This window comes from Desulfosporosinus fructosivorans (assembly GCF_004766045.1).
GTDB classification, from domain to species: Bacteria; Bacillota; Desulfitobacteriia; order Desulfitobacteriales; family Desulfitobacteriaceae; genus Desulfosporosinus; species Desulfosporosinus fructosivorans.
The window spans coordinates 611,979-628,767 of record NZ_SPQQ01000001.1 but is presented as its reverse complement, the minus strand read 5'-3'; the positions used below and the strand labels follow the sequence as shown (position 1 = coordinate 628,767).

Annotated in this window: 20 protein-coding genes and 2 riboswitches; of the genes, 5 read left to right on the top strand and 15 right to left on the bottom strand. The window is 42.8% G+C overall.

Features of this window, described 5'->3' with window-relative positions; genetic code table 11:
- Positions 1 to 14 precede the first annotated feature (14 nt).
- From flgL to flgM, 4 genes are read right to left on the bottom strand one after another with little or no spacing between them, the layout of a single operon-like run.
- Positions 15 to 920, bottom strand: a complete 906-nt coding sequence (gene flgL, locus E4K67_RS03020; protein WP_135544901.1) for a flagellar hook-associated protein FlgL — start codon at positions 918 to 920, stop codon at positions 15 to 17.
- A gap of 13 nt (positions 921 to 933) precedes the next feature.
- Entirely contained in the window at positions 934 to 2,406 is a 1,473-nt protein-coding gene (gene flgK / locus E4K67_RS03015) for a flagellar hook-associated protein FlgK (protein WP_135544900.1), read from the bottom strand.
- A gap of 3 nt (positions 2,407 to 2,409) precedes the next feature.
- Positions 2,410 to 2,892, bottom strand: a complete 483-nt coding sequence (locus tag E4K67_RS03010) for a flagellar protein FlgN (RefSeq protein WP_135544899.1) — start codon at positions 2,890 to 2,892, stop codon at positions 2,410 to 2,412.
- A gap of 51 nt (positions 2,893 to 2,943) precedes the next feature.
- Positions 2,944 to 3,222: a flagellar biosynthesis anti-sigma factor FlgM gene (flgM, locus tag E4K67_RS03005; protein ID WP_135544898.1), complete on the bottom strand. Its 279-nt coding sequence runs from the start codon at positions 3,220 to 3,222 to the stop codon at positions 2,944 to 2,946.
- A 320-nt stretch (positions 3,223 to 3,542) separates the two neighbouring features.
- Here flgM and E4K67_RS03000 point away from each other — a divergent pair, with 320 nt between their 5' ends.
- Together E4K67_RS03000 and E4K67_RS02995 are read left to right on the top strand one after the other, a co-directional pair.
- The gene (locus E4K67_RS03000; protein WP_135544897.1) at positions 3,543 to 4,352 is read left to right on the top strand and encodes a flagellar motor protein; all 810 of its coding nucleotides are present in this window, start codon (positions 3,543 to 3,545) and stop codon (positions 4,350 to 4,352) included.
- On the top strand, positions 4,349 to 5,143 hold the full coding sequence (locus tag E4K67_RS02995; RefSeq protein WP_135544896.1) for a flagellar motor protein MotB: 795 nt from the start codon (positions 4,349 to 4,351) through the stop codon (positions 5,141 to 5,143). Before E4K67_RS03000 ends, E4K67_RS02995 begins: the two co-directional genes overlap by 4 nt.
- 2 nt (positions 5,144 to 5,145) lie before the next feature.
- Here E4K67_RS02995 and E4K67_RS02990 read toward each other — a convergent pair whose 3' ends face one another.
- Positions 5,146 to 6,180, bottom strand: coding sequence for a M28 family metallopeptidase (locus tag E4K67_RS02990; protein ID WP_135544895.1), 1,035 nt, complete (start codon positions 6,178 to 6,180; stop codon positions 5,146 to 5,148).
- 29 nt (positions 6,181 to 6,209) lie between these two features.
- Here E4K67_RS02990 and E4K67_RS02985 point away from each other — a divergent pair, with 29 nt between their 5' ends.
- Together E4K67_RS02985 and E4K67_RS02980 are read left to right on the top strand one after the other, a co-directional pair.
- Positions 6,210 to 6,647: a YaaR family protein gene (locus E4K67_RS02985; RefSeq protein ID WP_135544894.1), complete on the top strand. Its 438-nt coding sequence runs from the start codon at positions 6,210 to 6,212 to the stop codon at positions 6,645 to 6,647.
- Between the two features lie 98 nt (positions 6,648 to 6,745).
- Positions 6,746 to 7,534, top strand: coding sequence for a CheR family methyltransferase (locus E4K67_RS02980; protein WP_135544893.1), 789 nt, complete (start codon positions 6,746 to 6,748; stop codon positions 7,532 to 7,534).
- A 210-nt stretch (positions 7,535 to 7,744) separates the two neighbouring features.
- Here E4K67_RS02980 and E4K67_RS02975 read toward each other — a convergent pair whose 3' ends face one another.
- Together E4K67_RS02975 and E4K67_RS02970 are read right to left on the bottom strand one after the other, a co-directional pair.
- Positions 7,745 to 7,933, bottom strand: coding sequence for a hypothetical protein (locus E4K67_RS02975; protein WP_135544892.1), 189 nt, complete (start codon positions 7,931 to 7,933; stop codon positions 7,745 to 7,747).
- A 186-nt stretch (positions 7,934 to 8,119) separates the two neighbouring features.
- Positions 8,120 to 8,506, bottom strand: coding sequence for an EamA family transporter (locus tag E4K67_RS02970; RefSeq protein ID WP_135544891.1), 387 nt, complete (start codon positions 8,504 to 8,506; stop codon positions 8,120 to 8,122).
- 384 nt (positions 8,507 to 8,890) lie between these two features.
- Here E4K67_RS02970 and E4K67_RS30050 point away from each other — a divergent pair, with 384 nt between their 5' ends.
- Entirely contained in the window at positions 8,891 to 9,040 is a 150-nt protein-coding gene (locus E4K67_RS30050) for a hypothetical protein (RefSeq protein ID WP_199242443.1), read from the top strand.
- A 111-nt stretch (positions 9,041 to 9,151) separates the two neighbouring features.
- On the opposite strand, the gene E4K67_RS31450 is transcribed toward E4K67_RS30050, so the two are convergent.
- From E4K67_RS31450 to tig, 8 genes are all read right to left on the bottom strand, one after another.
- Entirely contained in the window at positions 9,152 to 9,403 is a 252-nt protein-coding gene (locus E4K67_RS31450) for a spore coat protein (protein ID WP_135544890.1), read from the bottom strand.
- 57 nt (positions 9,404 to 9,460) lie between these two features.
- Positions 9,461 to 9,925, bottom strand: a complete 465-nt coding sequence (locus E4K67_RS02960) for a heterodisulfide reductase-related iron-sulfur binding cluster (RefSeq protein WP_135544889.1) — start codon at positions 9,923 to 9,925, stop codon at positions 9,461 to 9,463.
- 130 nt (positions 9,926 to 10,055) lie between these two features.
- A riboswitch (molybdenum cofactor riboswitch) is annotated at positions 10,056 to 10,188 on the bottom strand.
- A gap of 255 nt (positions 10,189 to 10,443) precedes the next feature.
- Positions 10,444 to 10,890: an MOSC domain-containing protein gene (locus tag E4K67_RS02955; RefSeq protein WP_135544888.1), complete on the bottom strand. Its 447-nt coding sequence runs from the start codon at positions 10,888 to 10,890 to the stop codon at positions 10,444 to 10,446.
- 47 nt (positions 10,891 to 10,937) lie between these two features.
- Complete coding sequence (gene moaC / locus E4K67_RS02950) at positions 10,938 to 11,426, bottom strand: cyclic pyranopterin monophosphate synthase MoaC (protein WP_199242442.1); 489 nt, start codon at positions 11,424 to 11,426, stop codon at positions 10,938 to 10,940.
- Positions 11,423 to 12,406, bottom strand: a complete 984-nt coding sequence (moaA, locus tag E4K67_RS02945; protein WP_338031836.1) for a GTP 3',8-cyclase MoaA — start codon at positions 12,404 to 12,406, stop codon at positions 11,423 to 11,425. Before moaA ends, moaC begins: the two co-directional genes overlap by 4 nt.
- 9 nt (positions 12,407 to 12,415) lie before the next feature.
- Positions 12,416 to 13,711: a molybdopterin molybdotransferase MoeA gene (locus tag E4K67_RS02940; RefSeq protein WP_135544886.1), complete on the bottom strand. Its 1,296-nt coding sequence runs from the start codon at positions 13,709 to 13,711 to the stop codon at positions 12,416 to 12,418.
- Between the two features lie 24 nt (positions 13,712 to 13,735).
- Positions 13,736 to 14,758 carry a molybdopterin-binding protein gene (locus E4K67_RS02935; RefSeq protein ID WP_135544885.1) on the bottom strand — a complete coding sequence of 341 codons (1,023 nt, stop codon included), beginning with the start codon at positions 14,756 to 14,758 and terminating at the stop codon, positions 13,736 to 13,738.
- A gap of 111 nt (positions 14,759 to 14,869) precedes the next feature.
- A riboswitch (molybdenum cofactor riboswitch) is annotated at positions 14,870 to 15,000 on the bottom strand.
- 401 nt (positions 15,001 to 15,401) lie between these two features.
- The gene (gene tig / locus E4K67_RS02930; RefSeq protein WP_135544884.1) at positions 15,402 to 16,688 is read right to left on the bottom strand and encodes a trigger factor; all 1,287 of its coding nucleotides are present in this window, start codon (positions 16,686 to 16,688) and stop codon (positions 15,402 to 15,404) included.
- Positions 16,689 to 16,789: the final 101 nt, after the last annotated feature.

The window sequence follows — 16,789 nt, the reverse complement described above, 5'->3', positions numbered from 1 at the left end:
CTATGCACTATTATCTATAGAAAATCTACTAAAGACATCGGCATAATCCTTGCCCCGATTTGAAGTGCTGTCTTGTAGACATTCTCAGCGTTTTTATAATCCACAATACCTTTCGCTGCATCAATAGAATCATTGGTTGCTTGATCCCCTTCAATAATTGTATTGCTATTATCCAGCATAGTTTTAGCCATCTCATACATCGCCATACGAGTCCCTAACTTCGTGTGAGACTCCAGCATCTTGTCATGGTCAGCCTCTAGATACTCTAGGCCCGTAGTCGAAAGCCATTCCTGATCGTCCGTGGTTCCAGACTTGAGCTTTTCTTTTATTTCGATGAGGTGGGTTAATATTTCCAAGTCCTCGCCGAAAACATCCTCTCCCGTCAAATTCACACTATCCTGACTTGGCGTTGCCTCCCCTGGGTGGATCGGCATGGAAATCTTAAGATCATTACCATTATAAGTGATAGTGTCACCATCACGGACAAATGGGGCCGTCTTGTCATTCTGTCCCGCGAAAATATAGCGGCCCCCCAGTTGAGAGTTACCAATATTAATCATCTGATTGATCAGATTATCAACAGATTCCCCGATCGTTTGCACGGCAGATTCAGGATTAGTCCCGTTACTGGCCTGGATAACCTGTTCCTTGATACTAATCATAATCGCGCTCAGGTCTTGCATATTATCGTCTGTCGAATCCATCCAACTAATTGCATCTTGGGCATTCTGAGTATACTGATTGTTCAACTCCATACTAGAACTCAAACGCAAACTCCGCACAACTTTAATCGGATCATCCGAAGGGGCATGGAGGGCCTTGCCGTCCGCTAGTTGTGTCTGGATATGATTTGCCTTTTCTAGGGATTTATTAAGGCTACTCAGAAAGTTGTAACTCATAGTACTATTAGTGATTCTCATAACAGATCTCCTCCTATCGTCCTACTGTTCCGGTACTGTTGATTAATTTGTCTAGCATTTCATCCATAGCCGTCAAGACTCTCGCTGAGGCATTATAGCCTTTTTGAAATCGAATCATATCAGTCATTTCTTCATCCAAGCTTACCCCCGAGACAGATGCTCTGAGATTGCTGAGCTGATCAATCACGGTTTGCTGATTGGTATTCAGTCGTATAGCATCTTGGGATTGTACGCCTAAAGTACCAATCATCGCCGAGTAAAACGAATCCAACGAAATATCGCCCAAAATGGTCGATTTATCAGTTTTTAAACAATTCCCTAGTAAAATGGCATTATCACCGCTAGCGTTGTTGTCGGAGCCTGCCTCCGTTTTTGCCGCTATCAAAGCCAGTCCCGCAGTCGAATCCGTAATATCAGAGTTAACTACTAAGGCGTCAATCCAACCACCATCTGAATAATCCACACCGCCATCCATTACGAAGAAGTCAACCCCTGTATCATCGTTCGTACCATAGCCAGCATTATGCACCGCATTAAAATCTTCCAATAAGAAATGGCTAATCGCTTCTAGGTTCGTCATATAAGCAGCAATACCGCTTTTATCTGAATCCCGGGAATCGATCAAAGCACTTACTTCTCCGTTCGTAAAATTCACTTCTGAAGAATCTCCAGCCACAATCACTTGGGTGACTTCATAACCAAACGCCGTGCCAGTTGTTGTCACATCCAACTCGGTATAACCATCGGGATCCACTAAGGTCAATGTGTTATCTTCTCCAGATAAAATGGTATATTTTCCATCGCTATCTTCCTGCACTGAAATATTGACAAGCTTCGATAATTGATCGACAAGCAAATCCCTTGAGTCACGCAAATCATTGGCGTGGTCCTTCCCCCCCACTTCCGTGAAGGCAATTTGCTTATTCAATGTATCTATGCTTGAAGTAATCTGATTAATATTCTTAACATCTAAGGCAATTGAGGAGTTAATATTCTCGACTGTATCCTTAAGTTGCTGGCCTGCATGCTGAATGGCATTTACGACCGCTACTCCCCTTTGCGCTACTGCCGTACGCGCTCCAGAATCAGAAGCGTTAGTCGCTAGTGTTGACCAAGCCGTCCAGAATTGGTTGAGCACGGTCTGAACTCCAGTATCTGAAGGCTCACTAAACACTCCTTCTATTCGGCTCAGCGCCTCACTGCTTGTTTCACTATAGCCTAGAGTGGCTGATTCTTTCCACAATTGTCGATCCGTAAAGGTATCCCTAGCTCTGGTGATTGAAGCCACCGTAACCCCACTTCCCGAATGATTTGCAGTTCGACCATAAACCTCCCCCGCTGGAGTAGCAACTACCAGATTGACCCTCTGCCGAGAGTAGCCGTCGGTGCCGGCATTGGCAATATTATGCCCTACCGTATCGAGCGAAGCCTGCTGAGCAGATAAACTTCGGGATAATATATTTAAACCTCCAAAGGTGGAACTCATATCTTAAATCCTCCAATCCATAAGCTGCCGTTTTTTATTCTCTTCTTTCTCTCTCTTGCCTGGATACGTATAAGTATTACTCTCTTGGTGCGTCAGCAGTCCTACAGTATAATCCACAATTTTCATGGCCTGCTGGAGAAGTTGAGAGTTAGTCTCATGAATTGCTCGCAGCTGGGCGACAACTCTGTCCAAGTCAAGGCGAACTTCCTCTAAAGCCGGATAATGTGCCTCCATTTCAGCCAGAGTAAGGTCTTCTGGTGATTTCCCGAGTTCACGTCCGATTTGTTCCGCCCACAAAAGGCGTTCTTTCTCTAGGCGATTAACCTTTATTATGAACGATTCTTCCTTACCTGTGATCGATTCAATCTCGTGAAGATCGTTCTGAATCAATGCTTTTTGTTTGTGCCCTTCTAAGGTCAGGAGTTCATTATATAGTTCAACTTGTCTTCTTAAGTTTTCATTGACGTTTTGAAATGCTTCAGACACGAAAATCTCCCCCTCTGAGATGTATGGTGATCACAAAGACTGAAACAAGTGTTAATCTTCCTGACATGCTTCCAGTACCTTATCGGCTATCTTTTGTCCGTCCACTTTAAATTCTCCCCGTTCAATCTGTTCAGTGAGGGCTTGTACACGTGCCTCACGGACAGCAGGAATCTCTTTAGTCTTCTGAAGTAAGGCCTGATAAACTTGTGCCTTATCCGAAACCGCTATTTTATCTGCTTCGGAGACTGTCGTTTTCTTTTCAACTTGTTTCACACGATTAGTTGCTTGAACGCTCCCAACGGGAGACGTGGATGTCCCGTCTATTTTCATTTCGCTCACTCCAAAATACATATTCTTACTCTCTATATCGAAGATGGCTCGGTAAAACTAAAGAGAAATTTTTATTTTATCTTGGAATATTTTCAGGGGAAAGCATGAATTATGACTATTGCTCTGTTTTTCCTGTATAATAAGTGTAAAATAAAGGGCCTAAAGTTCAGCATCAGATTTGACGATACAATATAGTAGGACGCTTAGTTAGCTTAGTTATATTACTCTTAAACACCTACATAAAAAGCAAGGGAGGTACGTCGCAACCCCTTATATAAAGCAATATTCTTGTTAACGTATTCGGGGCACGGCAACACAAAATGGATTTATCAACAGTATTAGGTATTCTCGCTGGATTTAGCGCCATGATTATCGGGTATATTTTAGAAGGAGGAACTGTCGGCTCGCTTGGCGGAGAATCCGCAGCTATTATCGTTTTTGGGGGAACCGCCGGGGCCGTTTTAACCAGTTTTCCGCTCTCCGACCTTAAAAACCTTCCGACTTGGTTCAAAATTGCGTTTACCGCCCAGTCGTTTGGCACCGTTGAGGCTTACTCAACGCTGGTGCGCTTTGCTGAAAAAGCACGGCGTGAAGGATTACTTAGCCTTGAGCAAGAACTTGAAACTGTAACAGATCGCTATACTCGCCAAGGCATGCAGCTCGTCATTGACGGAACAGACCCCGAAATTACCCGTGAGATCCTAGAATCAAATATCGCCGTCCTTGAGAAACGCCATAAAGTAGGGATTGCCGTATTCGAAGCCGCTGGCGGCTATGCTCCAACCATGGGAATTATCGGGACGGTTATGGGCCTTGTCATGGTGTTGGGCAATCTTTCTGATCCTGAAGCACTTTCCCATTCTATCGCCGCTGCCTTTCTAGCTACCCTTTATGGGGTCGCCTCTGCCAACCTTATCTATTTTCCCCTTGCCTCAAAGCTCAAAATGAAAGACAAAGCAGAAGTATCCGCCATGGAGATGGTTTTGGACGGAATTCTCTCGATTCAAGCGGGCGAAAATCCTTCAATTCTAAAAGAGAAATTAAAAACCCACGTTGGCTCTATTCTTCCCTCCGAGGAAAATAGTTCAGAAGGTGTATCCGGTAAGACAGCGGTCAGTGAAGGCCGATGAGTAGAAAACGCGAACATGAACCAGAAAAAGAAAATGGCGAACGTTGGATGCTTACGTATCTGGACCTAATTACCCTCCTTATGATTTTCTTTGTCGTCCTTTATTCGATGAGTAAAGTCGATACTCAGAAATTCCAAGCAGTAGCTGAGTCCTTAAACAAAGCTCTCAGCGGAAGTACTCCAGCTAAGATTGAGATTTCTACGAACCCAGTCGGACCATCTCTCATTCAGACCGGGTCCCCTCCAGAAAAAACTCCTAACACCAATACCCCGCCTGACGCAAACGTAAACGCCGGCCAGACAAATGGCAACGTAGAAAGGATGAGTCTTGAGGCGATCAAGGCCAAACTTGATAAATTTGCGGCGGACAACGGTATCCAGACGACATTGGTAACCTCGATTGAAGAACGTGGTCTTGTTGTTAGCATTCAGGAAACGTTACTTTTCGAAAGCGGCTCAGCCGATATTACCGCACGAGCACGGGATATTCTCGAGAAGGTCTCCACGGTCCTCGCGGCAGCACCCAACCAAATTAAGGTTGAAGGACATACGGATAATTTACCGATCCGCACACCACAGTTCCCCAGCAACTGGGAACTATCCGTGATTCGTTCCACAAATGTTGTGCAAATCCTGCAGCGTGATGGGATCCCCCCCAGCCGACTTTCTGCAACGGGGTACGGAGAATATCGCCCGATTTCCTCGAATGATACCGACGCCGGTCGTGGTAAAAACCGCCGGATTGACCTAATTATACTTCATACCAAATATGAGGTCACCGAACCTCAATAACCCTAGAAGGCTAAAATGTGAACTGCCCGGTACACAATCTCCGCTGCTAATCGAATCTGTTCTGGCTTCAACAGGGCGATATTGTCTTCTGGTGTATGATTCTTATAGAGCCAATCTCGTGCCATGAGAGTCACAGCTGGTATACCCACAGAGGCGAAACTGATGGAATCACTGTTATGGGCGGCCTGAGATACTTTTTGGGCACTGGCGCCCGCTTCGGCTGAGGCTTGACGGATAGCCTTGAAAGCTGGGTTATCCCCATCCGCCCAAAGCGCAAAATCTCCGATCATCCCATTTCCAACCGTATCGACGTTCAGTACTGCCTGGATCTGGTGCAGGGGAAACGTCCCTGAGCGTACAAAGGCCTGAGATCCCACAAACCCCATCTCTTCGGCACCCCAGAAGGCTAGAACGATCGTACGTTTTGGAGTCTTTCCTTCACGAAGGATTCGCCGCAGGACATCTAGAACACACCCTACGCCAGAGGCATTGTCATTGGCCCCAGGATAAACTTGCTCTTCAAAAGTCCCCAAGTGATCGTAATGGGCAGATAGCAAGATAATTTCCTCCGTGTTTTCTCCTATCAGAGCACCTAAGAGATTGACACTCGGGGTTCGTAAGAGCTTGTTTTCCCCAGCTTTAAAGGTTAATCGACCATTAACCCTAGTTTCCAAAACTGGAGGAATCGTAAACACATGGGTAAACCCTATTTGGTGATCGCCCATAGGCTTTAATCCGAGCATGCTTAATTGGGAGGATAAATACTCTACAGCTTTGACTTCTCCTACGGACCCCGCTTTACGACCTTGCATCTCAGGCCCAGTTAAAGCGAAAATATCGTCCATTTCGATGCGACTTAAACTCTCTGCTTTGAAATCCTTATTCACTTTAGTTTTAGGTGGTAATAACAATGCTACGGGTGGCAGCCCTAGCCTCGTCTTTAAAGCCTCTGCAACGCGGGTTGGTAAAAGACTCCAAGGTAAGACGATTGCACCAAGTGCCAGTAACACTTTTAAAAATACTCTACGCGTCTGCATTTTAATCCTTTCTAAGAGGAGACTGACTTATGTCTATACGTATCGATGCCCAACATCAAATACCAACACCCAATCTCGATTCTCAAAGCTCCCCAGAGCGAAGCGGTGAGTTTAGCGGAATCTTATCTCGAACCCAAAAAATCCAAGGAATTGAACTACAGTCCTTTCTCGACCGCCTTAAAACTCAGGGAACGAAGCTATCTGAAACTCTTTCGCTCCGTGATCTTAAAGATTTCCGTGATATGGTTAAATCCTTTCTTCGCTCAACCTTTGGACAAAGCCGAAAAATGCAGGATGAGTCATCTTGGGATTCGCAAGGGCGGCCAAAGATCATGGCGAGAGTCGCTAAAATCGATCACGCCTTAGATGAGCTAGGGAAGCAACTCCTTGATCAGCAAGCCAAACCCCTAGAAATCCTCACCAAGATCGATGAAATTCGCGGTTTGATCGTCGACCTCTTCGCTTAAGCGACTATGGCTCTTAAACGTATTCGCTAAGGAACCATAGATATCTTCTATTTTGAGTACCTACACTAATATTTTTAACAGAAGGAAGGTTTAACCCTTTGTCATACGCATCCGTGCTCAATACCTATGAAGACTTTGTTAAGGCGTTTCATCCCAAGAGTGGACTCGATCTTAAATTTTATAAGCAAAACCAAATGCAACGGCGTATCCTAAGCTTTATGAACTCCCACGGACACTCAAGCTATGGGCCATTCCTCACTGCCCTAAGCGCCGATCCCACCTTATATGACGCTTTCTTCAAACATTTGACCATTAATGTTTCCCAATTCTTCCGAGACGCGGCCCAATGGAAAACACTTAGAGAAACAATTCTCCCCCTGCTCCTTCAGAACAAAACTCCATTGAAACTCTGGAGTGCAGGCTGTTCAGGCGGCCAAGAGCCTTACTCCTTAGCCATGACAATGATGGACTATTTTTCTACCGCCAAGTTTACTGTCTTAGGTTCGGATATTGATGTCAATGTCCTCAAACAAGCCAAAGATGGACTCTATAAACAAAATGATTTTGCGAGCACACCACCCGAAGTTCTACAAAAGTATTTTACCCTAATAGACAATGGCTATCAAATTAAAGACTCAGTTAAACGGCAGGTTAGCTTTCAGCACCAGAATTTACTGACAGATCGCTTCCAATCTGGCTATGATTTTATCGCATGCCGTAATGTTGTTATTTACTTTACAGATGAAGCCAAAGAAATCCTCTACAAAAAATTCACAGACTCCTTACGCCCAGGCGGAATCCTCTTTACCGGCAGCACAGAACATCTCTTTGGCATGAACCAACTCGGCCTTAAATCGATCTCATCTTTCTTTTATCAAAAGCAATAAATCCTCCTTGTATTCTTCTATAAAAAGATGGCGAACAATTCGCCATCTTTTTTTGCCCATCGAATAAGATCCCAGCTACTCTTCTCTAAACCTACCAAAAAGATCTCCCACTCCTCTGAATGAGAGATCTTTTCAACCCAGTGCCAGAATTAGCCTCCCCGTCTAGGAGTGGGAGACTAACTCTGCGTAATTCGCAACACAAATCTATGATCAAGCTGTCGGACATATTGTTTCATACTGTCGGATAAACTCTTCCAACGGATAAGTAACCCCTTTACCTCCAACCTCCAACGATACCTGTTGAGCCTTTGGATTATAACCGATAAACTTCATTCCGAGTAGTTTGGCCATTTTAGATAATTCAATCCGCGCGCCTCGCCCGAAGTCCTTCAATTGCATCCAACACACGCCCCTTTTTACTTTTCTTTATCCCTAATAAAAAGATATTGAGCGATATTCAGTTGTATCTGCAGGTGTACAAATCATTAAGAATCACTAGCGATTCTTACTTTAGATTATCATATCTTATTCAAAGAAGCGTTGCAACTCTACTATAAAATTTAGTGATTCTCTCAATTTCCTCCCTTAAGATCGTCCCCACAATCCCAAAACGCTTATTCCTGCTAAGATCAGTACACTCCCCACGATTTTAGGTAAAGTGAGAGTTTCACGGAGTAAAAGCGTTCCATAAAGAATTGCTAACACATATCCCAGCGCAACAAGCGGATAGGCATAGCTAAGTTCCCAGCGTGAAATTACAACAAGCCAAAGAATGGAACTAATCCCAAAGCATGAAAAACCAAGGAAAATCGCTGGGGTAAAAATGATTGCTCCGAGTTGTCCCCAAATCCCCGTTACCGTAACTTTGCCATAATGTAGCATTCCCAATCGAAATAAGAATTGCCCTGTGGCACCTAAGATGATGGAAAATAAGGCGACGATTAAAGGACGCGCTTCGGTTAATAAATTCATAGAATCAGAACTCCTTGAAATAGGCTCTTCAACTAGTACCCCCTATTGTTTTGATGACGCTTTAGTTTTCTCTCGTGATTGTCTATTTATACTCATCCGCCCGCAATCTTTCCGCCCCCTGCTTTAGTCAGAATGTATTCCAGACCTTGGCTCCAAAGTTCCCTCTAAAATATATTTCCACATTGTTCCACCTATACTACATTTTGCATATTGTGTATCATCACTTACAAAGGGGGAAACAAAGATGGCGTTGGGTGTTGTTGATGGAGATGTTTGTTGTGAAACTGGCCATGGGTTTGGTGCTGGAATCGCTGTCGTTGTTGTAATCATTCTTCTGTTGATTGCAATGGGAATCGTATTCTAAGTTTGAAGGAGGAAATAATAATGTACGGAATGGGTTATGGTGGATTCGGTGGTGGAGCATGTTGTCCTGCTCCAGTCGCACCTGTTGCTCCTTATGCAGGCGCAGGTATTGGAGTCGGAATTATCGCAATTGCCATTTTAATTCTTATTGCTTTAGGCGTTATTTTCTAAAACTAATCTCAAATCAATTATATAACCGTAAAGCAAACGACTACAACCTGTATACTAGGGTTGTAGTCGTTTGTCGAACCCAATTAGGAAATGTTTTGAGCTATACTCAAATCATTTCCTAACTTGCTGCTGAGGAGTGAGTAAAGGTTTGTACCAATCTTTTTGTGAAGCCAAGTCTGACAACTGGTGGTGCTGTTCCACTGCTGTCAACAGGTTGCTTAATATTAGCCCCTTGAGCTGAGGATTCGTTGCCTCAGTTACAGCTCTGCCCAATGAAATCAGAGAAAATCTGGAGTCTTTAAGCATGTCTGAGGCTATTTCCTGGTCGCCAAGGCTAATATAATCAACGAATACCTCCAGCAAGAGCGAACCTAACTCATCTACAGCTACAAGATTTCTTCCTGCAGGCTATTTTAAATTCTAACAGAAGACCTGGCTATGGCAGAGTCCCAAATCAGAATTATTCGTTTTTATCATTTGCAATTTTTCATTGTGTATAAGGTCATCTAAAAAGTCCGCCTGTGCTATTACTTCAAAATCGCCACCCAACCGATGATAATCATTTTTTAATATTTTCAAACAGATTGGGCAGGTTGTAATAATTTTCTTAATCCCAGCATTTTCAAAGCAGCGAATGTTTCTTATGGCTAGCATTTTAAACAGAGTTTCATCCCCCATCTTCCGTGATTTTTCCCCACAGCACCACTCTTCCTCAATAACAGCAAAATTTACTCCTAAATAATTCAGAATACTCATAAAGCCAATTGCCGATCTATGAGCGGCTTCGTCAAAACGTGATTTGCAGCCCATAAAATAGCAATACTCCGCTTTAGGTTTTTCTTTAAAAGTTGGAATCTGCATTTCCTCTGCAAAGTTTATTCCCATATTCCGGTTACACCTCTTTTCTGATAATCGTTTTTTTGAAAAAAGTGTAACTCCAATGAAATACAGAATGATAAAAGTGTTAATGAAATGACTTCGCTAATATAACATAGAGCCGTTACCAAATAGTTATCTGACAAGTGAATCCACTCCTTTTCGAACGTGAAGGCATACCCGTTTCCGGGAACACCCTGAGGGCTTAAAGCCCTGGCCAGTGACCATAGATTTCCTCTTTAGGTCATTCTGGCTCGGAGATTTATTATTCAATTTTCCTAGATTTCGAAATATAGATGACCGGCTATTCACGCATTACTACCTGCTTAACTTTCTTTCGTTTGAAGTACAGGTTCATTTACTGAGCTATATTGAGCTTCCTAATTACCTCGCCTCTTAGCTGAAAATGAAATATTTTGGCATTCTACCACCTCTTTAAACATAAGAAATTGTTGTTCCATAATGATGCAGCTCTCTTCCGTGTAGAACGTCTCTAATTAGTGTTACTATCCCGCGTCTTATTCCTTTTAGTTATGAAACAAAAAGGACTTTACAGGATCTCCTTTTTTTAAGGTTCCGCCCTGAACTACCTTGCAGAAAAGTCCTTCATAGGGTAAAAGGGTTATTCCCAGAGTTCGAGTCACAACGCTAGGGTGATCTTCCTTCCCGATCTGATAAACTTCTAAAATAACGTCATCACCCATTTTCAAGCGATCACCAACAACCATGTGAGACAAGTCTAGTCCTTCAATTAAAATGTTCTCAGCAAATTCGCCCGGCCCGACTTGAAGATTATTCTCCATATTGGCTTTTAAAACGCTACCCCAGTTGAGGCATGTTATCTGCCGTCCCCATTCTCCAGCATGCCCATCATTTTCAATCCCATATTGGGTAACAACGGCTTCCACTACCTCTTTTTTCAGTTGCCCTCTCTCAGGACTAATACATATTGAATAAATACTGCCTTTGGCCATGAATATAACATCCCTTCTCAAAGTATTAGAGGGATTATATGGATTTCCTATGAGTTTTCGCCCCTCAATACATGTCCGCTTTTTCCACCGTTCTTTTCCAACAACTTGATTTCAACAATTTCCATCCATCTGTCCACGGCTTTACACATATCATAGATTGTGAGCAAAGCAATGCTTACTGCTGTAATTGCCTCCATTTCTATACCTGTTTTCCCGGTCGTTTTGGCCCAGGATTTCACGATTACCTCCGAGTTCTCTTGGTTAAAACTAAAGTTTATATCAACTGAAGTTAGATTTAGTGGATGACACATTGGGATCAGAGTGGCAGTATGCTTGGCACCCATGATTCCCGCCACCTGAGCAACCGCCAAGACATCGCCTTTTTTAATCACGCCGTTTTGTATGGCTTGCAGGGTTGCCGGCTGCATACGTATTTTCCCTTGAGCTACAGCCACCCTGTTTGTATCGTTCTTCTGAGTTATATCTACCATACGGGCGCGTCCTTCTTCATTCAGGTGTGTAAAGTCCATATTCATCCCCCTATCTGGAACATTTTACGACGATTTTCAGTTCCCCAGCCTTCTTGCATCTGGTGTCTACCTGGTTTCGTCTCTATGGCCTTAGTAAATAATTTAAGTAACTGTTCATCATTACTGCAATTTAGCAGGGCCAACTTTAAATCAATCTCCTTACTATCATAAAGACAGCTTCTTAATCTACCGTCGGCTGTCAAACGAATTCGGTTACATTTATCGCAAAAATGGTGGCTGATAGGGCTTATTAAACCTACTGAGCCTTGTCCACCAACAATATTATAATATTTGGCTGGCCCAGAACCCATAATATCTTTACCTTTTAATAATTCATATTTTTGCTCTATTTTAGCTCGTATCTCGTCGATGCTGATAAATTTCTCTGGACTGTAAAACGATAAATCGCCTATAGGCATAAACTCAATAAAACGCACATGCAACGGATAGGCATATGCCAGTTGGGCAATATCAAGGATTTCATCATCATTAAACCCTCTAATTGCTACTACATTTAACTTCACGGGGTGCATTTCAAGTTCCAAGGCTTTGAAAATAGCACGCTGCACATCAGCCAATTGGCCCCCGCGGGTAATATAGCTAACTTTTTCACTTACTAGCGAATCAAGGCTAAAATTAACCCGCTTTAGCCCTGCACTTTTTAAGTCTTCTGCCATATCCGCAAATAATATTCCATTGGTAGTAATAGAGATGTTGTCAATTTCAGGCAACCCGGCAATATCTGCGATGAGTTTCACAATATTCTTCCTGACAAGGGGTTCTCCCCCGGTCAATCTCACTTTATGAAAGCCCACTTGAGTTGCTGCCCTTACCAAACGAAAAATTTGTTCCAGCGTTAATACTCGGTTATGCCCCACATCCTCGACACCTTCTTCAGGCATACAGTACCTGCAGCGCAAATTGCACCGTTCAGTAAGCGAAATGCGTAAATAGTCTATTTTTCTGCTGTGACTGTCAATCATCATGTCATCCCCTTAACTAAAACTTAGCTCTTCACGCTTAGGTTCTTCCTCATAAACTTCAACAGGTTCCTGATGATAACCATCACTAATATTTCCCACAATATGACCAGAAACTCTTTGTCCAAATATTACGGGACCGCTACCAGCAGGGATATCTACCAGAACATTACAGCCAATCATAGACATTAATATCCCACTAGCCTGAGCCCCTGTGAGCTTCAGGCAATCAACGCCATCTTTTCTCTCCAATTTCGCTCGCAGGAACCTTCTTTGCGGACTCGCTTTTAAGAAGTTATCAGCAAATACCCCCTGGATTTTATCAGGCAGCGGATTATTCTTTCCCATCAACCTCTTTATTAGGGGGGTCAAAATCATATCAAAAGTCACCATAGCCGCGGCCGGATTTCCCGAGAGACCAATAATGAGTTTTTTGTCCTTAACTGCTGCTATGATTGGTGATCCAGGCTTCATCGCAACTTTCCAAAAAATAATCTCTGCACCTGCACCTACCATAGCATCCTTCATGACATCATAGTCCCCAACCGAAACGCCTCCAGTGCTTACTACAATATCTGCCTCCTCCAGACCTCTTGATATCCGAGCAGTGGTGGCGGCTATTTCATCAGGAACAATCCCCAAATCTAAAGGATGACCTCCCATCTCACAGCATCGTGCCATCAATCCATAAAGACTACTGTTATATATTTTTCCCGGTTGTAGTGTTTCTGATGGATCCAGCAGTTCATCTCCGGTACTCATAAATGCAATTTTGGCTTTAGCGTACACTGGCACTTGGCTGATACCTAGTCCTGCCAGTAAGGCGACCAGAGGCGGCGTAATCAAACTACCTTTCTGGGCGACCACCTTACCTTGTTCAATGTCTTCTCCGGCCTTTATTACATTGTCTTGGGCTTTTATAGTTCGAAAAATCGATACATAATCTCCGTTTCTAACCACTTCCTCATGTTTTATAAGTGTGTTAGCTCCGTTAGGAATGGGAGAACCCGTCATCACTTTAATAGTGGTACCGGACACGACCTTTTCCTGAGCAATAAAACCAGCCCTAGTTTCCTCTATTACCCTAAGTTGAACTGGCGCAGAAGAATCTGCTTGACGAGTGTCACTAGCGATCAAAGCATAACCGTCTAATGCTGATTTACTGAATGGAGGAATGTTAGTGCTTGCTTTTATATCTTGACTCAAAACCCTTCCAGATGACTCCAACAACGATACAAGGCATTTTCCAACTGGTATTATCCTATTTAATAATAAGCTTTGGGCTTCTTCCAACTGGATGTTATTCTTCATCCTTCCTTATACCTCCTATTTCTACTAAGCGCCGGTGCCGAATGTACAGACAGGGTAACTGCAGACCTTACAATTCAAGCAAAGCCCTCCCAAGCCGAGCTTGGCTACCATGGCTTTATCAATCCGCTCGCCCACCAGAACCAATGGAATCATTAGGTCAAATATAGTGGTCTTGTGATACATGACGCATCCAGGTAGTCCTAGGATAGTAACGTCTTCCAGGTAAGCCACCATCAACATAGCTCCCGGCAATACGGGCGCTCCATAGGTGACAATTTCAGCTCCAGCTTCTCGAACAGAGCGGGGCGTAACATCGTCTGGGTCTACCGACATCCCCCCAGTAGTCAAAATCAACTCCGCTCCCTCTGCCTTTAAGCTGTGAATCGCTGCGGAAATCTGTTCCACATCATCAGGAACAATAATTTGTTTAAAAACTTCGCACCCATAGGATTCTATTTTTTCCTTTACAACCGGTCCAAATTTATCTTCTATACGACCAGAGTACACCTCGCTGCCGGTGGTGATAATCCCCACCTTGAGCGAATGAAAGGGTTTTACTCTGATCGTCTCCTGTTCCTTACTCAAGTGCTCCACCATTTGAAGCTTATTTTCATCGATCACCAACGGCACCACTCTAATGCCCGCAATTATATCCCCTTTTATTACCGGTCTTCGATTGCTTCGGGTAGCGACCACCATATCTTCAATCATATTTACCTGTACCAGTAAATCTTCGTTGATCGTACACATACCATTAAAATCTGCAATCAAGCTCACTTTTCCTTCCTTGGGTTCAGTAAAGCTGATGCCTTGGCCGCCTAAGGCTCGACTGAGCCGAATGGCAGCATCATCTTCATGCACCTGGTCCTTTTTCACTTCCCAGACATAAATATGGGATTTTCCCATATTAAGAAGCTCTGGAATGTCTTTTTCAGTTATTACCTGGCCCTTTTTAAAGGCAGGTCCCTTAGTTTTCCCCGGAACGATCTTGGTGAGATCGTGACACAAAACGGTTCCAACTGCATCTTCTACTCTTATTGTTTGCAATATAAGCACTTCCTTCCCTATTGTTTCATCGAAATTGTTAGATTTGCTAAATTTCATATCGATAGATATAAATTAAATGCTTCTGTTTTCATAGAAATACAGAAGCATACTGAGTTGATTCTATGCTCTCCTTTCCATGAATGGAGGCTGCAAGATTTTTCCTACAACCCTGTGGGCTAGAAGCCCAGGCCGCACTACCATAGTCTTCCCTTAGGTAATCGGGCTCGGAGTTATATAATTGTCTGAATAACTTAGTTTTAAAATCTCACCTCCACTGTGAGTAAACTAGAAGCTCTCTGGCTCCCTGCAACTAGTTAATATGCAATAAACATGCCAGAGAATAAAAATGACTCCCAAATAACAAAAAGCCCAATTTAGTGGACTTTTGGAGACTAAACAATGCCCTTAATTTATATAATTCGGTTTTATAATGATACTATCATTATCATATTGGGATTTTTCTGCCACCCTCTATTACATCAACTGATAAAGCAAAACCTTTTTTATTTGGCTAATCTAGCTCAGCAACTGTACATTTTATTTTCGTCAGACCTGAAAATGTCAAACAGGGGTATCTCTCCCCTGTTTGTTCCTAACCATTATTAGATATGCCCAGTGTTTTGCCAAATACCTATCAACTCTCTCAAAGCATCGTAATAACCGCATGCTTCAGCAAATATTGGGCTACCTTATCTGCTTTTAAATCAAATAACACTTTCCCCAATAATGGACCAAGGTTCTCTCTTGCATTTTCTTTATCCATCCCGAGACTCGTGGCGAAGGCCTCAATGCCACTATTTTCTTCCTCGTCACTCACCTCAAATCCCTTTTCTTGAATGATCTTATCCAAGATATAGGTTGATTTCGTAACATTTTTAGCATCTTCCCATATTTGCTTTTTAAGGGTCTGAACGTTACTATTTATCATCTGCAGATACCCTTCAATGGTTCCCCCCTGGGATTTCAATTGATTTGAAAACTGTTCTAGCATCGCCTGGGCTTGTTCCATTACTACGGATTCAGGAACGGAAAATTCGTACATATCCGTTAATGCTTTAACGACAGCTTGTTTCTCTGTATTTGAATAACGCAGGGAAGCCATTTCAAGCAACTTCTTCTTAGCCTCTAAACGCAATTCTTGCAGTGTATTCACGTTTGCTATTTCCTGAGCAAATTGATCATTAAGTTCTCTGAGTTGAATGTTTTCTACATTTTTTACAGTTACCCTGAATTGAGCATTTTTACCGGCCAATTGAGCCGCCACGTGCTCTTTGGGGAAGGTGATTTCAACATTCAACTTGTCACCTTTCTTTACACCCACCAATTTATCCTCGAAACCAGGAAAAAACGCGTCTGATCCAAGAATCAGTTTGAAATCTTCTTGCCCATCAAAGGAATCGTCTTCTATTGTAGATTTATAATCAAAGGTTACTGTATCTCCAAGAGCCGCAGGTTCCTTCGATTTATCGATTATAATTTTATTTTGAGACTGCAAGTCTTTCAAATACTTATCAATATCTATTTCAGTCACTTCATCAGCCTTTGGCACTTTGATTTCCAATCCTTCAAGCTTTGCAAGGGTAAACTCAGGCTTAACTGGCACACGTACCTTAACACTAATCGGTTCTCCCTTTTTAATATATCTCACTTCAATATCAGGTTCACCAAAAGTTTTTAGTTCCAACTCCTTAATGGCAGCATAATATTCATCAGGCACTACAAGATCAAGGGCATCTTGAAAAAGGACTTCTGGCCCATATTTCGCTTCAATAATTGTTCGGGGTGCACTCCCATTCCGAAAACCAGGAATGTTATAATTCTTAACATTCTTTTTATATGATTCTTCAAGGCCTTCCTCAAATTTCCCTACTTCAATTACAATCTCAAAGAAAGCTTCACTGTTTTCTACTTTTTCTAAGGTTACATTCATAAGTTCATACTCCTTCTAAATTAATGCCACAATTAGTAGATTTAGACCTAAAATTTCCTTCAATGATTTGGCCAGTTGTTCTTTACCCATCTTAGCTATTT